Genomic DNA, 17,288 nt, shown 5'->3' with positions numbered 1-17,288 from the left:
AGGAAATAAAAAATGGCAACAATGAAAGCTGCAAGATGGCACAATAGAAAAGATGTAAAAGTAGAAGACATTGAAATACCAGAAATCACAAGAGAAAATCAAATTAAAATCGCAGTAAAATATGCTGGAATCTGTGGTAGTGATTTACATGAATATCTAGGAGGACCTATTTTCATTCCAGCCGATAAGCCACATCCATATACTGGAGAAAAAGCCCCAATTACAATGGGACACGAATTTTGCGGAGAAGTTGTAGAAATAGGAAGTGGAATTACAAAATTTAAAGTTGGAGACAGAGTTACAGTTGAGCCGATTCTAGCAAAAAATGGGTTGATTGGAAAATATAATTTGGATCCTAATTTGAACTTTATTGGACTTGCAGGCGGAGGTGGAGGTTTCTCTGAATTTGTAGTTGTAAATGAAGATCAGGCTCACAAACTTCCTGATGAAATTGACTATGAACAAGGAGCATTGACAGAGCCTGCGGCTGTAGCTGTTTATGCAGTTAGACAAAGCAGATTTAATACTGGTGATACTGCAGCAGTATTTGGATGTGGTCCAATCGGACTTCTCATAATTGATGCATTAAGAGCTTCTGGAGCAACAGAAATCTATGCTGTGGAAGTTTCACCTGAAAGACAGGAAATTGCCAGAAAATTAGGTGCGATAATTGTTGATCCCACAAAAGTGAACTCTGTTGAATACATAAAAGAAAAAACAAATGGAGGAGTGAATGTTTCATACGAAGTTACAGGAGTTCCAGCAGTATTGCAGCAATCTCTTGAAGCCGCTGAGAAAGATGGAGAGCTTATGGTTGTGAGCATCTGGGAAACAGAAGCCCCTATTCAACCTAACGAAGTGGTAATTCAAGAAAGAACAATAAAAGGGGTTATCGCGTATCGTGATGTATTCCCTAAAACATTGGAACTAATGAAACAAGGATATTTCTCAAAAGATTTATTAGTAACAAAAAGAATTAAATTAGAAGATATTGTAACTGAAGGATTTGAAGCTCTTGTAAAAGAAAAGAGCCAAGTTAAAATTTTAGTATCACCTAAATAATTTATATATTTAATTAGCCTGTACCAGTTCTTAAAGTTATTAAGAATCGGACAGGCTTTTTTACTATAAAAGCATATTAACAAAAAAATACAATATAAAATATACAATGGAATTAAATACACTATTAAACATTCCATTTACAATCAAATAAATTATAGAAAAACAGAATATCGCTACAAAACTTGTAACATACATTAATAGTATATTTTTTTTAATATCTTCTAATCTAAATTCCTTTTTCTTATCCCCTATTATCGGTTTTTCCACTTCTTTTCCAAAATATGAAACTTTTCCGCCAAACTGTACTCCCAATGCTCCTGCTACTGCACTTTCTGAATGTCCTGAATTTGGACTTGCGTGATTTTTTCTGTCTCTTTTAAATATTTTCCATGCATTTTTGTAATTGTATCTCAAAATATAGCTTGCTGCTGTTATAAAAATACCAGAAATTCTAGCTGGAATGAAGTTTACCACATCGTCTAATTTTGCTGAAAATGTACCAAACTTTGCATATTTCTCATTTTTGTACCCAACCATTGAATCAAGTGTATTTATTGCCTTATAGGCCATCGCAAACGGAAGTCCACCCACAAACATATAAAACATCGGTGCAATCACGCCATCCACCATATTTTCCGAAATAGTTTCCATTGTACTTCTAATAATCATAACTTTATCCATCTTTTCAGTATCTCTTGAAACCAAATAAGACAATTTTTCTCTTGCGACTTTCAAGTTTCCTAATTTTAAAATCTTATAAACTCTTTTCCCTTCACGAGCCAGTGATTTTACTGAAAATACCGTATACATCAAATAAATTTCAAAAATCTGCAAAACTTTTACAATTTTTGTCAATTTCACAAATCCATACATTACTAAAAATGTACTTGCAACTACTAAAATACCTAAAACTGCTCCACCAATAAAGCTACCTTTTTTCACGTATAATTTTTTCTCTAAAAATGTAATCATTTTACCAATAATCTGGACTGGATGTGTAATTTTCTCTGGATCTCCAAAAATCAAGTCCAAAACAAATGCAATCCATATTTTTATTAAAAGATTCATTACTATCTCCTATGTTCATTATTGCGTAACTTTTATATAAACTATTTTATTTAAAAATTACTTTTTTAATAAATTATATTATCTGTTTCTTTTAATCCCTTTTTTTTCATTAGGTCCATTATTTCTTTCTCAACTTCATCTTTTCCTTTCCAAAATCCATTACTGTAATATTTCTTCCAAGTTCCATTAGATGTATCATAGGTAACTAGGAAAGTCATGTATTCATTTTGACTTTCAGGACTATATATGTACATTCTGTAATTATAGTATCTTGGAGCATTTTGATACTCTGGTTTTGTTAAATTTGTCCAAGGGTATAATTTATCTATGTCTTTTTCAAATTCCGCAAAAGAATTTAGAATATCTGCATAAGTAAGATCATTTTTCTTGTTCTTGTTGTAACTTAATCCTATTTCTATATATTTTTCATTAGTATTGTTATACACAGTTTCATAAACCATTTTTTTTTGGTCCATATCACAATAAACCTTGCTTGTCAATCCCTCTTTCTTTACAAGTTCCACCATTTTATCTGCATATTTTGTATTCCCTTTAAACCAGTCACAGCCAGCAGAAAATGTTGTCGCTCCAATCACTAAAAATGCTAATGTTAAAATCTTTTTCATAATTTTTCCTTTCCTTTCTTAAAATATATTTTTTATTTATTTAAAACTAATCATTGCTGTAGCCCTTCCAGCATTTTTTCCCTCCTTTCTATAAGAATAAAATTTTTCATCAAATGTACTTTCAGTTGCTACAATCAAATTTTCCTGTTTTATCCCAAGTTTGAGTGCCATAAGTTCATTAAATTTTGTATTGTCAAAATGATACTTTCCTGTTTTTTCATTAAACCAAAATGATTTTTCCACAATTTCTCTGTTACTTTTCCCAAATTTTTCTACAAACTTATCATAAAATTCATTTCCAACTTCATAATCTTTCTGCCCAATCCCAATTCCTAACGCCATTATCACATTCTCTACTTGCGTCCCATAATTTTTTTGCATTTCCAAAAGTCCAGATTTCATTATTTCCTTAAATGTCCCCGGCCATCCTGAATGCCACGCTCCTATAACCTGATTTTCCTTATCATATACAAAAATCGGCAAGCAATCCGCATAAAACGTAAAAATAGCAATATCTTTCCTTTTTGTCAGAAATCCATCAATATCTTTCTCTTTTTCATAATAATATTTCGTTGTATCCTCATCAATAATTTTTACATTGTTAGAATGTGTCTGAAAAGCCATTACTTCCTGTTTATCTGTTAGATTCAGCTCTTCTAATAACTTTTCACGATTTTTTTTCTGGATACCTTCTATTTGATTTTCAATTGGGCAATAATCAGACATATTTCCAGCAATTTTTTTTGTATAAACCGCTGTAATACCGTATTTTTCAAACTCTTCAATATAATAATAATTTTTCTTTTCTATAAACATAATTTTATCCTTCTATATTTTTTACATACTGTTCGCTAAACTTGAAAATAACACATCCACTGCTTTAATTTGTTCATCCAGATTTTTTATATGCCAAGTATTATTTACTTTACGTACACTTACAGTTGTAGTCATCTCTGTATAATTTTCCTCTTTTTTAAATTCATCTTCAATAACTTCGCTTATACCCTTCATAAGTTTAGAAAAAACTTCTTTTCTATCCATTTTCTCCATTTGGGACATCATATCTTCCGTATCTTTATATTGCAATTTTTCTGCAACACGTTTGAAAAGCTCATATTCATTTTGAAGTTTTGCAAAACTGTCATTATTGTTGCTAAAAACTTTTACTTTTTGAGTAATTTCCGCTTCCTCATCGTTAAAAAATCTAATTTCTTCTATTTTATTTTTCTGATACTCGATACCTTTTTCTATCATATTAACTGCCATTTGTTTCATTGCCTGATCGGCAAAAGTTTCATTTCCACTTATAGATTGTTTTGCCACCATATTTTCTATAAAACTTTTAGCAGATTCTTTTACTTTTTTTTCAAATTTCTCATTATCAGCTTCAAACCCCTTTTTTACTTCTAAAGAATTCTTTTTCATTTTTTTCTCAGAAATTTTGTAACTTTCACTTTTTGTAACATTGTAGTCCAATTTAGGTTCAGGTCCACACATTTGTACAGTTAATAATACTAATATCGTTATTACTAATTTTTTTATTTTCATAATATTTTATTTCCTTCCTGTTTTTTTTATTACACTAAAATAATTTTTTATTACCATTTTTTATAAAAACATAATTATCATATACCCTGAAATTATCGAAAAAATCCAGAGAGTAACACCATACAAAAAATTTTTCCCAGTCATTTTTTTTATAGTCTGAATATTTAATGACGTTCCAATCATATAAAGTGCAAGAGACAGCATCATTTTCCCTATTTGAGTAAGTAAATTGTAAATTGCTGGTAAATTTATTATTGTTGCAATAATTGAAGCTAAAATAAAAAATAATATAAAAATCGGAAATTTAATTTTTTTATTTTCAGATTTATTTAAAATACTAAGAACAATAACTATTGGAATAATCCAAAGTGTTCTTGTAAGTTTCATAATTGTGGCTATTTTCAAGGCTTCTGTGCTGTGAAAAGCTGCAGCTGATACTACCGAACTTGTATCATGTATGCTTAGTGCAGTCCATATTCCAGTTTGTTCAGCATTTAACTTAAAATAATTAATAAAAAATGCAAAAAGAAATAATGCGACTGTATTTAAAATAAATACTATCCCAGTAGACAAGGCAATATCCTCATCAGAAGCCTCAATTACTGGAGAAGTTGCCGCAATAGCACTTCCACCGCAAATCGCAGTCCCAAACACAATTAATTGTGATAACTTCTTTTCCATTTTAAAAATTTTTGCCAAAATCAACCCGATACTTATAACTACAATCAAACTAATTGCCGTCTGAAAAATCCCTTTACTTCCAACAGCAACAACCTTGCTTATGCTAAGTCCAAATCCAAAAAACACGACAGCTGAATTTAGCGTAAGTTTTCGTATTTCCCCTAAATTTTTTGGAACAATGATTATAGCAAAACTTGCTAAAACAATTCCCATAAGAAGAGATATTCCCGAAGCAAAAGCGTGAACACTTTTAATTAATGGAAGTATTAATGCAATTACACATCCCGCATAAAATATTATTTTTTTATTCATTTTATAACTCCTAACTTTCAAAATATTTACAAAAGGTTTTTATTATTTTTTCCTATTACCAAAATAATCCGTCAATTCTAAAAATAACTGATTCCCCTCAAATTCGTCAAAAATAATCTTTTTCGCTTTTTCCAAATATTCCTGTAGCAGCCTTTTACTTTCCTCAAGCCCAAAAATACTCGGATAAGTAGTCTTGTCATTTTCAATATCATTTGATTTTTTCCCAATTTCCTCAAAATTCCCTTCAATATCCAAAATATCATCCTTAATCTGAAAGGCAATTCCCAATAATTTTGAATATTCCACCATTTTTTCACGCTTTTCCCTTTCAATATCCAAAGCAATTATTGGCAATTCAATCGCAACAGTCAATAATTTTCCAGTCTTATGTGCGTGAATATACTTTAATGTGTCAATTTCGACTTTCTTATTTTCAGACTCCATATCCACAAACTGCCCTCCGACCATTCCAAAAAATCCTGCATATTCAGACAATTTTGAAATAATTTCAATCTTATTTTTATCTCCTAAACTTTCAGAATTAGCAATTATTCCAAAGGCTTCCGTCAAAAGAACATCTCCCACAAGAACCCCGATTGCTTCATTGTATTTTTTGTGAACTGTAAGTTTACCACGTCTGTAATCATCATTGTCCATCGCTGGCAAATCATCGTGAACAAGTGAATAGCAATGTATAAACTCAAGTGCAGTAGCAATTTCCTTGATTTTATCATAATTTTTAAAATTATTTTTTTCAAACAAATCACAAACCATATACATCAAAATAGGACGTATTCGCTTTCCTCCGTTCATAACCGCATATTCCATTGCTTCCGACAATTTTTCAGGATATTTACCCCTATAATTCTCAAGCAATTCTATCAGACTGTCTTCCACAATCTTCTTTTTCTCTTCCAAATATTCCCGTAACATTTTATCCCCCGTCACTCAAATTTTTATTTTAAATAAAATCTACTTAAAAACTGAACTCAAAAATTTTAAATATTCTGCTTCTATACCTTCAAAAATCTATCTTTAATTTTTATTCAAACTCTTCCATTTCCACTTTTCCATTTTTTTCAAGCACCTTCATAACTTTCCCTTCCCCAGCTTCAAGCAATTTCTCGGAATCTTTAATAAGTTTAATTGCCTTCTCATATTCAGAAATTGAATCATCTAGTGACAATTCCTCACTTTCCAATTTTTCCAAAATTTCATCAATTTGTGCAATATTTTCTTCATAACTTTGTTTTTTTACTGCCATTTTTATTTTTCTCCTTTATTTTTTTATTTTTTTCGATCCTCAAACCTATAAAAACTAACTACCTTCTTATTGTAATCCCTTTCATCGTATTTCACAAAATTACCTATTTTATCCGTCATTTTCTCATATGTGCTGTGTTCTGAAATTATAATTCCATCTCGTTCCAAAAGATTTTCTTCTGATATTTTTTCAATCGTTTTTGTTGAAATATTTTCCTTATAAGGTGGATCCAAAAATATTATATCAAATATTTCGTTTTTTCTTGAAAGGATTTCTATCGCTCGAAAAACATCATTTTTGTAGGCACGACATTTTTCTTCCACTCCAAGATGATTCACATTTTCAATAATTACTCTGAGTGCCTCCTTATCTTCCTCAATCATAATCGCTCTTTTTGCGCCACGGCTAAGTGCTTCAAATGAGACATTTCCCGTTCCTGAATACAAGTCCAAAAATTTTGTATCTACGACTTTTTCTCCAATTATACTGAAAATTGCCTCTTTTATTCTTTCAAGCGTAGGTCTAGTTTCTCTTCCTTCCCTTGATTTTATTCTTCTGTTTTTCAATGTTCCTGCTACAATTCTCATTTTTTCCTCTTTTCAAGTTTTTTATTTTTTCATTTTTAGAAGTTGATTTATTTAAATTTTATTACAAGTCTTCCATCTAGATTAACTTCATTTTTAGCTAGTTCATAATATTCTTTTGTATTACTCTTGCTAACATTTCTAAATTTATAATCTTTAAAGTTTATGCTTTTTATTTTCAGGTTTGATTTGTTATATATGTTTATATTCAGAGCTTCTGTCTTATTTTTATTAAAAAAGTTATCTACTAAATCAAAGCTATACACAAAATCTTTATTCCGTGAAAATCCAGTATTTGCTAAATCATAGCGGACAACAATTTTCCCTTCTTCCTGTGGCGGAATTACTTTTGAAATTGCAAACCATTCACGCTGAATATTGTCCATAATCTGATTTTGATAAATATTTTCATCAAATTTTATTACTGCACGTAAATTCTGTGCTTTTTTACGATTAGCAAGAAATTTTATATTCTGCACAAATTTTCCACGATTATTTGTATTTTTATTGCTGAAATCTTCTTTTCCTGTCTTTTCTACATTTGTATCCAGCCAAAACATAAATGTTGATTTCACATTATAATTTCCAATATTTTGAAATACATAAACACTATTTACTTTTATAATTCCATTTTTTTCAATTGTAATATTCAAATCCTCACTTTTAATAACAAGTGGTTCCTGTCTTACAATTTTCAAATTTCCAATTGCCAAAAATTCTGATTTTGCAGAAAAAGATAATATGCTGACTATAAAAAATATTATTGCCGCAAATACTATTTTCAAACTTTTCTTAAATCTTTTTTTACATGAAAGCATTATGAAATCCATACTTTCCCTCCTTAAAATTTTACTTTACTCCTTTAATCCTGTAAAAAAACCAGCACTACATTCATTTCAAAATCTCTTTCATATTCCATCATTTCCTTTACTGGCATTTCCCATATTTTTTCATTTTCATAGGATAAATTTTCTCCTACATATATTGTCGCTTCAGTTATTCCAGCCTTGACAACTTCCTCTGCAATCCTTTGAGGGGTATTCTTTTTATCCGTCAAAAGTCCAATTTTTCCATATTCACGCAATTTTCCCACATATTCAGTATTTCTTCCATGGACGCTCGATACAAAAGCATTATTCCAATAATCAGAAATTTTAGCAAACATATATTGAATTGAGGAAATTCCAGGTATTACGTTTAATTCACTAGCCTCAAAATGTTTTCGCATAAATGTTAGCATACTATAAAAACCTGTATCTCCTGATAGAATTAGTGACATTTTTTTATCACGGTTTTCTTTTATAAAATCCAGAACTCGCTGTAAATCAGCATTAATGTAGCAGTATTCTTTGTTTTCTGCATATTTTCCAAGGCTTTCAATATGACGTTTTCCACCGATTATTACATCTGATTTTTCAATTTCTTTTAATACAACTGGTAAAGTGTAGTCCAAATTTCCAGGTCCTAATCCAAGTACATTTATTTTATTTTTCATTTTCTCTCCTAAACAAATTTTTATTATTTCTATTTTTATCTGTATTTATTATACCCTATATAAATAAAAAGTTAAAGAAAAAAGACTGTTTTTTTCACAGTCTTTTAAAGTTATTTTTTATTAAAGTGCTGTAATGAAAGTCAAAAATCCTAGTATTACCCCTGCTGCATTTGGTATAATTAAAATATAATCTTTTTTAGGTTCTTTAGTCCATCCATAAATTACCCATATCAAGCAAGAAACTGAGGCAGTAAGAGGTTGCCACGGCTGTGCTTTTTGTCCACCTATATTGGCAATAATCTGTGGAATATACGTTATGAATACAAATACTCCAATAAATGCCCCAATTGAGCCAACTAGTGTGTTAATTTTCTTTTTGTTCATTTTTCCCTCCTTGTGTTTAAAAAGTTTAGTAATTTTTGTTGTGTTTTATATTATATCACGGATTCCATCGCTTTACAAATTAAAAATTTGACAAATAATTTTCTCAAGATATAATTTATTATAAGGAGGTTTTATGGATAATCAAAAAAAATATATAATCGCTCTAGATCAAGGAACGACTAGTTCACGTGCAATTATTTTTGATAAAAATCTGAACATTATTGAGAAAGCTCAAAAGGAATTTACGCAGATTTTTCCACAGCCAGGGTGGGTTGAGCATAATCCTATGGAAATATGGGCAAGTCAGCGTTCTGTTCTTACAGAAGTTATAGCACAATCTGGAATTTCTCTAAAAGATGTGGCGGCAATCGGAATTACAAATCAAAGGGAAACTGTAATCGTGTGGGATAAAAATACTGGCGAGCCTGTCTATAACGCAATTGTCTGGCAATGCAGACGAACGGCTGAAATCTGCGAAGAATTGAAAAGCCGTGGACTTGAAGATTATGTAAAGGAAAATACAGGGCTGATAATTGACGCTTATTTTTCAGGGACAAAAGTAAAATGGATTCTTGACAATGTGAAAGGTGCAAGGGAAAAAGCTGAAAACGGGGAACTGCTTTTTGGAACGGTCGATACTTGGCTTGTGTGGAAATTAACTGGCGGAAAAGTTCATGTTACTGATTTTACAAATGCTTCTAGAACTATGCTTTTTAACATAAAAAATTTAGAATGGGATAAAAAAATTTTAAAGGAACTTAATATTCCAGAAAGTATGCTTCCAGAAGTTAGAAACTCAAGCGAAGTTTATGGAAAAACAAGAATGGGAATTACAATCGGTGAAGAAAACGGCACTTCCATTCCAATTTCAGGTATCGCTGGAGATCAGCAGGCGGCGTTGTTTGGGCAGGCTGGATTTCATACTGGAGATATAAAGAATACTTACGGAACAGGATGCTTTATGCTTATGAATACTGGGAACAAGTGCATAAAATCAAATAATGGATTGCTTACAACTATTGCCATTGGGATTGATGGAAAAGTGGAATATGCTCTGGAAGGAAGTATTTTTATTGGTGGGGCTGTTATCCAGTGGCTTCGTGATGAATTAAAATTCTTTGACAAGGCTTCTGATACAGAATATTTTGCACAGCAAGTTGATGATAATGGTGGAGTTTATTTAATTCCAGCATTTGTTGGATTAGGATCGCCATACTGGGATATGTACGCTCGTGGCACAATCGTTGGGCTTACCCGTGGATCTAATAAAAACCACATAATTCGTGCTGCCCTCGAATCCATCGCCTACCAGTCCAAAGACTTGATAAATGCAATGAAAGAAGATTCAGGTATTGAAATAAATTCTCTAAAAGTCGATGGTGGTGCAACAGCAAATAATTTCCTGATGCAATTTCAAAGCGATATTTTAAATACAAAAGTTTTACGTCCTGAAATTATCGAAACAACTGCATTAGGTGCTGCCTATTTAGCTGGACTTGCCGTTGGATTTTGGAAAAATAAAGAAGAAATCAAAATAAACTGGCGTTTAAACAAAGAATTTACACCAGACTTATCTGAAAACTTAAGGAAAAAATATTATAAATACTGGAAAAAGGCTGTTGAAAAAGCTAAAAGTTGGGAGGAAGATTGACAAATAACAAATACAAAAAAACAGTGAAAGTAAAATTCCACTGTTTTCTTTTTTTGGTTTATTATTTTTTTAATCTACTATTTTCATTCCTCTCTCCCTCAGTTCTCCGGCATACTCCTGTGCCGTCCTGTAATCTGTAATAATCACAAGCTGATTCCCGCTCTGAATCAATGTATCTCCTCGTGCGATACTGTCCTTTCCTGCTTTACGTACGCTCACGATTAACAGATTTTCTGGTAATTTAAGCTCTTTTACCATCTTATTGTCAAATTCGGAATTTGCTCCAACAGGAATTAAAAGTGTTACTATCTTGTCTTTTACATTTTTCCCGTCTGGCTTTATACCAATTTCGATTTTTTTATTTTTCCACCATTTTTCTAATATTTCCAATCTTTTAGCACGTTTCTGTATCCTTTTCTTTTCCTTATCTTCTTCTAAAATTTGCTTATGAAACATATTAAAATAAAGTCTTTCATAAATTGGCTCCATTTTAAGCAATTCAGTAAGAATATAAGTTATTGTACAAACAATTATTAGCATATAAAGATATGAAAAGTTACCTGTCATTTCCAAAATTAATGTAATTCCAGTTATTGGAGCTCTAACAACTGCTGTAAAATATGCAGCCATTCCAAGCAGCATGAAATGTACAATTATCTCATTTGGAACTGAAAAATAATTATTCAATATTTCACCATAAACTTTTCCTATCAAAGCTCCTACTACAAGCATTGGCAAGAAAATTCCTCCTGGTGCTCCTGTTGCATAACAAAACATTGTATAAAAGAATTTAAGAAGTAAAATTATAATGATTGTTTTCAACATTACATTTTTTCCAAACATTTCCTCTATAAGTTCATGTCCTCCTCCTGTAATATCCCTAAAAAATACTGCTACAATATAAGCTATTATCATAAATATTGATATTTTTATATATTTATTTAATTTCAGATTTCTATAATGTTTTTGAGTTAAAAGCAGAAAATAGCTAAATACTTTTCCAGTAACTGTAATTATAATGCAAAAAATAACTGTTATAATCGCAAATATATAATACGGTATACCTTCTGGAAGCACAAAATTGTATTGAAAAGAAGTTTGTGAGCCTAAAATCATTCTTGAAACATAATTTGAAGTTCCACTTGCTACAAGAGTACAGATTAATAATAATGGCGAGAAAAATTTGTGAAGTTCCTCAAGAGAAAAAATCACTCCTGCAAGCGGCGCATTAAATGTTGAAGAAATTCCAGCACTCGCCCCACATGTTACCAAATACTTTTCTTCCACTTCAGAGCGTTTTGTAAGTTCCTTCACTCCAGAGCCAACCAAAGATCCCAAATGCACTGAAGGCCCTTCACGACCCATAGACATTCCTGCCCCTATTGCTAATATTCCTCCTACAAATTTTGTAATAAGTTCCCCAAACCATCTAAACTTTACCTTTTTAGTAAGAAGTCCACTGACTTGCGGAATTCCACTTCCACTAATTAATGGATATTTTTTAAGCATAAATTGTATGGATAATCCCATAATAATAAAGATTACTATTCCAATAGCTATTTTATAAAATTCTAGATTTGTTGTAAAAAATTCTCTAAAAATCGACATCTTTTTTAATATTAATGTGTATGTACCCACAATAATTCCAGAAAAAATTCCTACTAGAAAACACAGGAATATTAGTATTACATTATTTCTCCTTGACTTTAACGAATTTATATCTCTTAGCTCATGTAAAACATCTTTTGCCATTTTATTTCCTTCTTCCTTTTTTTATTTTCTACAAAAATATTCTTCCATATTAAAATAAAATATCTTTCCTGTATTATTAATCAAAAATCCTGAAATATCCATCTCTTTAGATAGTTTTTCCATAATTTCATAAAATTTTTCTGGTGTCTGATTATATAGTCCTGTCGAAATAATATCTCCAAAAAAAGCGCTTTCTGTAATTACTCCAACTTGTTTATTTTGAGATGGAAAGCCAGTTTTGGGACTTATAATGTGTCCATATTTTTCGTTATTTATCAAAAGATATGTATTTTTCTGATTAGAAGTGGAATAACTTGTATTTTTTATTTTTATTTCAAATAAATCATTATCTTCATTTTTTCCATTATACCCATACTTTGTTATTCTTACAGGCATTCCATTGGCATTTCTTAATATTTCTTTTTCTTCCTCAGGATTTTCAGCGATAATGCCCCATTCATCAATAGCAATGATACTACTCCCGCCAGCATTTACAATTGCGTCCTTTATCCCAATTTTTTTCATTTCCTGAACCATTTTTTCTATTGCATACGCCTTTATAAATGAACCTGTTACAATTTCCTGATTCTTTTCAATTTTTACCCGCTTTTTCTTTTTATCAATAATTATCTTTTTATAATCTACAAGCCTTTTCGCTTTTTTTATTTTATCAAAAGATGGCAAAATGGGGGTTTGTTTATAAAAACCCCACAGTCTTATAAGAGGCATTATTGTAATGTCATACTCTCCACCAATAATTTTTGATAAATGAATAATTTTATTCAAAATACTTATGGTTTCATTATTTACTTTTACAAAATGCCCACTATTTTTATTTATTTTATCAATATCCGAATTTTCTGAATAGGAATTGTATTTTTCATTCACATCCTCCAAAATTCCAAACAGTTCATCAAAAACTGATTCATCATAGGTTTCGGGTATTTTAATTTTTATGTCTGAATGAAATAATGAACGCACTTGAACTTTATACATCATATTTTCACCTGTTCACACTCTATGCATTATTTTTTTGCTGTATCAAGTTTAAACTTGTCTTTAACATCTGAATCCATTTTTAAATCGCCACTATTTCTTTGTTCATCTGAATTTTGATTAGTTTCAGGTTTTTTTTCATTTAGATTTTGTGAATTTGGATTAGATGGTTTATCTTGTGCCTGTGAAACAGGTTGTTGAGGCTGTTGAACAGATTTTACTTCTGCCATAGCTTCTTTATTTTGAGAATTTTGCTTTTGTACATTTCCAACTGATGCTGCAGCTTTTTCATTATTATTTTCTTTTGCCACAGTTTCTGCTTTATTTTTTAAAAACTGCTTATAGTTCCCAAAGGCAATTAACGAAACTGCCCCCAAAAATAATATTATCTTTTTCTTTCCATTCATATTTTTCTCTCCTTATTATTTTTTTAATTTTTATTCAAAAATTTTTAATTAGTTAAAGTTTCAGCCATTAGACATGCCAGACTTAACAGTCTTTTTGGAACTTCCTTTATATCCAACGGAATTATTTCCTGGCTTTCAAGAGATTTTTCATAGCATATTTCTATATCAGACTTTAAAAATAATATTTTTTCTATTTTTAGCTTCTTTGAATATTCTCCTGAAAAAAATGGACTTGTTATAATTAGTATGCTTATTCCCGTTTCTTTATCTAAATAATGGCTTCCATAACCTGTTCCATTATTTTCATAATTAATCTCAAATCCTAAATTTGGACTTTTCTTTCTAAATATATTTACAGAAAATTCCTTTACATTATAATCTACAATTTCTTTATTTTTCTGTTTTTCTTCTGTGATTTTATAAATAGGCATATTTAACTGACTTATTGGCTGTATGATTTTATTTTTTCTAAAATTTTCTTTCCATTTTTCTGTTTCACTTTGAGAAATTTCAGGAAAATAAACAAGCTTTATATTATTTTTACTATCAAGTTCATGTTCTGTCTCATCAGAAACTAAAAAGCTTCTATTTCCAGAATATCTGAACGTATTGACTAAATTACTATCTTGATCAATTTCCTCCCAAACTAGCTGAATTGCAAATTTTTGCATTACAGGGTTATGTATGAATATTTCCATCCATTTTTTCACTTTCCATTTTCTTTGTGAGAAAAGAGCCTTTATAAGATTAATCTCTTGAGAGATATAAATTTCTTTCAGCTGCTTCTTTATGTATTTAATTTCCCTTCTATATTTTTCAACTATGCTTTCAATATCTCCAATCTTTTTATTTGCTTTTGGTAACATATTTAATTTTTTTCCATTCTCATCATAAATAACTATTCCAGACGGATTTGAGAAAGCATCAATCTCAACCTTTATTTTTCTTGTTCCGTAATCAAGAATCCTTACTCTGTTATTTTGAAATCCAAAATCAGGTACAAGGATATCATTTAGCTCATCTCGACTTATACCTTTGTTTTCAGCAATCATGTCAAGAGCTTCATTTGCAGCTGATTTTATTCGTTTGTCCTTGTAGTTTGCAATAAAGCTTTTTATAAGTATTCCTGTCTCTTTTATCTCTTTCCGCAAAGAAAGTGCCCTTATACCATAAGCCGCAACTGCAACTTTATTATACTCACTTACAAGTATATCGATAATTATCGATACTCCATCTAGCTGTTTCATATCAGCAGTCAATATCAATGGAATAAAAAGATTTTTATATTTGGGATTAAATCTAAGATCCTTCCATTTCTCAAAAATTTTTTCTACGAATCTTCTTAAATCACCTTTATGAACAATCTTTTCAATTTTATTACATACTTCAACAGATTTTATTTCATTCAATAAGATATATTCTGAAATATATAGTTTCAAAAGATTAGCAGGAATTTTTTCATTGCTATCATTCATTCTCACTGAATGGTAGTCAATTTCTTTGCTAAATACCGCATTTTCTTCATGCTTTGGAAGATACAAACTTTCAACATATTCAAGAATTCCCCTTGGATTTGACAGATTTTCCAACTTTTTCCTTGCCTGTACATTATTCCAATATCTTACAAGATTACCTGCTGTTTCTAGTGCAATCTCCTCTATTCCAGTTTTTAACAGCTTTTCGATCTCTTCTCTTGTTTCCTGCTTATCCTTTAGAATTTTTTCAATCTTATATGCAGTATTTCGATTCGATTTGGTTAAAAGGCAAGGAAGCTGATTATAGTTGAATGTATTATTTTTGATATAAAGAATTTCCACATAGTTTTCTGTATTTTTTTCAGAAATCATATCCCGATGAAAGCTTCTGTACAACTCTTCCTCATGCTCGTGAAGAAATTCTATCCAAATTTTATTATTATAGTTATTACAGTTTGATTTTTCAATATATTCAAAATATTTTTTATTTATAAAGTTAATAGAAAGTTCATAATTCCACATTTCATCAAGTATCTCACGCAAATCCTTAATTTCATAAACTATACTAAACCTATCGAATATATTGTTAAATAACTCGACTCCTTCAACACAGTTTATGAAAAACTGGAAGATATTCTTATAAACTTTGGAATATTTTAAAAGTGAAAATACTATTTTATCCTTTGAGACAAGAATATTTCCAGATTTTACTCCAAGACATGTTACCCTTATATTTTCCCATTCATTTTTATCTTTTCTCAAAAATTCGAGATTTTTTAGCTCTATTTTATCCCATTTCCAGACTCTGGTATCAAATATTTCCTTCAATTTCTGTATCATCATATCCTCAGATTTTTCTAGAAGCTCATCTTTTACTCTCTCATCAATTAGATTTTCTTTTATAAGAAAATGTAGTAAAAATGAATAACTTATTCTATCTTCATTAAGATTATCCCGAATAAACTCAACTGCATTCTCAGAGTTTTCCCTTATTGTTTCTGCTAGAAGCTCATACATTTTCTGTGAATCTCTAAAATTTTCAAAAATAATACTCATGCCATAATTAACAAGTAAATAAAGTTTCTGTTTCTGAGAAAAAGAATATTTTTCAAAGTTTTTCTTTAATTTTTCAAATATCTTATTCTTATAGTAGTAATTATTGTTTGTTGAAGAAAATTCTACCTCTGAAACCATAATAAGTAATTTAGTCCCTTGAAACAGGACTTTCGATACACTTTCATTTTCTTTTATTACATCAAAAAATATCTTTTCCATATATTTTCTGATTCTTCCTATATTTAGACTTTTAATATTTTTTACATATTTTTTAAATCCATTGTTATCTAAATGTTTTTCAAATATTATATTTATATTATATTTATCAATTTTGTACATTATGTAATTTACAAAAATAGTATCCAGTTTTTTTATTTCTTCTTCATTTTTCAAATTAATGTTTCTAATAATTATAATAATTCCCAGTTTTAGCAAGAAATTATCTGAATACAAGAAATAATTTTCTATATACTCATTAGCCAGATTTTCAAAATATTTCAAAAAATATTTACAGTTTTTTAAAAAGAGCTGTTTATCCTTTATTTCTAAATTATTTTCAAAATCTCTCTTAACAAACTCAGCTGAAAAATTCAATATTTTAAAGATTTTGTATTTTAGCGGAAAATTTAAAAACTGTTTAATAAGCTCATCAGAAAAATTACTATACATATACTCAAAATATTTTAATAATGTCTTCCCTTCTTCTGTTTCAAGAAAGCCCTCTTTTTCCATCACTTCTCTCATTTGAGAATCGTTAATCTGCTGCAAAACATTTCGAAAAACTCTTCCCCTAAGCTCTCCACTTCCATTCAAGAATCCCCTGATTTCCTCACATATAGTCTTTATTCGTACCTTAACAGCTTCATCTTCAATCATTACATCCCTAACCATTATAAAATATCCTCCATCCAATAGCTCTTTCTTCTC

The 17,288-nt window shown here is 29.9% G+C and carries 17 protein-coding genes; 2 read left to right on the top strand and 15 right to left on the bottom strand.

Features of this window, described 5'->3' with window-relative positions:
* The first annotated feature begins 12 nt into the window (after positions 1-12).
* Positions 13-1,062 (top strand): 2,3-butanediol dehydrogenase, encoded by a 1,050-nt coding sequence (locus AB8B23_RS02905; RefSeq protein WP_021743285.1) that lies wholly within the window; start codon positions 13-15, stop codon positions 1,060-1,062.
* 63 nt (positions 1,063-1,125) lie between these two features.
* Here the strand turns inward: AB8B23_RS02905 and cbiB are convergent, their stop codons facing one another.
* The 11 genes from cbiB to AB8B23_RS02850 form a co-directional block, all read right to left on the bottom strand.
* A complete protein-coding gene (cbiB, locus tag AB8B23_RS02900) occupies positions 1,126-2,130 on the bottom strand; it encodes an adenosylcobinamide-phosphate synthase CbiB (RefSeq protein WP_369713322.1) in 1,005 nt (334 codons plus the stop codon).
* A gap of 65 nt (positions 2,131-2,195) precedes the next feature.
* Positions 2,196-2,756, bottom strand: a complete 561-nt coding sequence (locus AB8B23_RS02895; RefSeq protein WP_021743287.1) for a hypothetical protein — start codon at positions 2,754-2,756, stop codon at positions 2,196-2,198.
* Between the two features lie 36 nt (positions 2,757-2,792).
* Entirely contained in the window at positions 2,793-3,572 is a 780-nt protein-coding gene (pgeF, locus tag AB8B23_RS02890) for a peptidoglycan editing factor PgeF (RefSeq protein WP_369713320.1), read from the bottom strand.
* 21 nt (positions 3,573-3,593) lie between these two features.
* A complete protein-coding gene (locus tag AB8B23_RS02885) occupies positions 3,594-4,304 on the bottom strand; it encodes a hypothetical protein (RefSeq protein ID WP_369713319.1) in 711 nt (236 codons plus the stop codon).
* Positions 4,305-4,364: 60 nt separating this feature from the next.
* Positions 4,365-5,297, bottom strand: coding sequence for a YeiH family protein (locus AB8B23_RS02880; protein ID WP_369713318.1), 933 nt, complete (start codon positions 5,295-5,297; stop codon positions 4,365-4,367).
* A 42-nt stretch (positions 5,298-5,339) separates the two neighbouring features.
* Complete coding sequence (locus AB8B23_RS02875; protein ID WP_369713317.1) at positions 5,340-6,230, bottom strand: polyprenyl synthetase family protein; 891 nt, start codon at positions 6,228-6,230, stop codon at positions 5,340-5,342.
* 109 nt (positions 6,231-6,339) lie between these two features.
* The gene (gene xseB, locus AB8B23_RS02870; RefSeq protein ID WP_018451160.1) at positions 6,340-6,561 is read right to left on the bottom strand and encodes an exodeoxyribonuclease VII small subunit; all 222 of its coding nucleotides are present in this window, start codon (positions 6,559-6,561) and stop codon (positions 6,340-6,342) included.
* A gap of 23 nt (positions 6,562-6,584) precedes the next feature.
* Positions 6,585-7,148, bottom strand: coding sequence for a 16S rRNA (guanine(966)-N(2))-methyltransferase RsmD (gene rsmD / locus AB8B23_RS02865; RefSeq protein ID WP_369713316.1), 564 nt, complete (start codon positions 7,146-7,148; stop codon positions 6,585-6,587).
* A gap of 47 nt (positions 7,149-7,195) precedes the next feature.
* Entirely contained in the window at positions 7,196-7,975 is a 780-nt protein-coding gene (locus tag AB8B23_RS02860) for a hypothetical protein (RefSeq protein WP_369713315.1), read from the bottom strand.
* Between the two features lie 32 nt (positions 7,976-8,007).
* The gene (gene cbiE / locus AB8B23_RS02855; protein ID WP_369713314.1) at positions 8,008-8,640 is read right to left on the bottom strand and encodes a precorrin-6y C5,15-methyltransferase (decarboxylating) subunit CbiE; all 633 of its coding nucleotides are present in this window, start codon (positions 8,638-8,640) and stop codon (positions 8,008-8,010) included.
* A gap of 120 nt (positions 8,641-8,760) precedes the next feature.
* Complete coding sequence (locus tag AB8B23_RS02850) at positions 8,761-9,024, bottom strand: SemiSWEET family transporter (protein WP_369713313.1); 264 nt, start codon at positions 9,022-9,024, stop codon at positions 8,761-8,763.
* Between the two features lie 133 nt (positions 9,025-9,157).
* Between AB8B23_RS02850 and glpK the strand changes: the two genes are divergently transcribed.
* Positions 9,158-10,675 (top strand): glycerol kinase GlpK, encoded by a 1,518-nt coding sequence (gene glpK / locus AB8B23_RS02845; RefSeq protein WP_369713312.1) that lies wholly within the window; start codon positions 9,158-9,160, stop codon positions 10,673-10,675.
* A 69-nt stretch (positions 10,676-10,744) separates the two neighbouring features.
* On the opposite strand, the gene AB8B23_RS02840 is transcribed toward glpK, so the two are convergent.
* From AB8B23_RS02840 to AB8B23_RS02825, 4 genes are read right to left on the bottom strand one after another with little or no spacing between them, the layout of a single operon-like run.
* A complete protein-coding gene (locus tag AB8B23_RS02840; RefSeq protein WP_369713311.1) occupies positions 10,745-12,427 on the bottom strand; it encodes a ClC family H(+)/Cl(-) exchange transporter in 1,683 nt (560 codons plus the stop codon).
* Positions 12,428-12,448: 21 nt separating this feature from the next.
* Positions 12,449-13,426 carry an FAD:protein FMN transferase gene (locus AB8B23_RS02835; RefSeq protein WP_369713310.1) on the bottom strand — a complete coding sequence of 326 codons (978 nt, stop codon included), beginning with the start codon at positions 13,424-13,426 and terminating at the stop codon, positions 12,449-12,451.
* A 26-nt stretch (positions 13,427-13,452) separates the two neighbouring features.
* Positions 13,453-13,830, bottom strand: coding sequence for a hypothetical protein (locus AB8B23_RS02830; protein WP_369713309.1), 378 nt, complete (start codon positions 13,828-13,830; stop codon positions 13,453-13,455).
* Between the two features lie 44 nt (positions 13,831-13,874).
* Positions 13,875-17,252: a DUF4132 domain-containing protein gene (locus tag AB8B23_RS02825; RefSeq protein WP_369713308.1), complete on the bottom strand. Its 3,378-nt coding sequence runs from the start codon at positions 17,250-17,252 to the stop codon at positions 13,875-13,877.
* Between the last annotated feature and the right edge of the window lie 36 nt (positions 17,253-17,288).

It is taken from the genome of Leptotrichia sp. HSP-342, assembly GCF_041199995.1.
Lineage (GTDB): Bacteria > Fusobacteriota > Fusobacteriia > Fusobacteriales > Leptotrichiaceae > Leptotrichia > Leptotrichia mesophila.
Note: the sequence above shows the minus strand (reverse complement) of the source record. Positions and strands in the feature narration are given on the sequence as shown.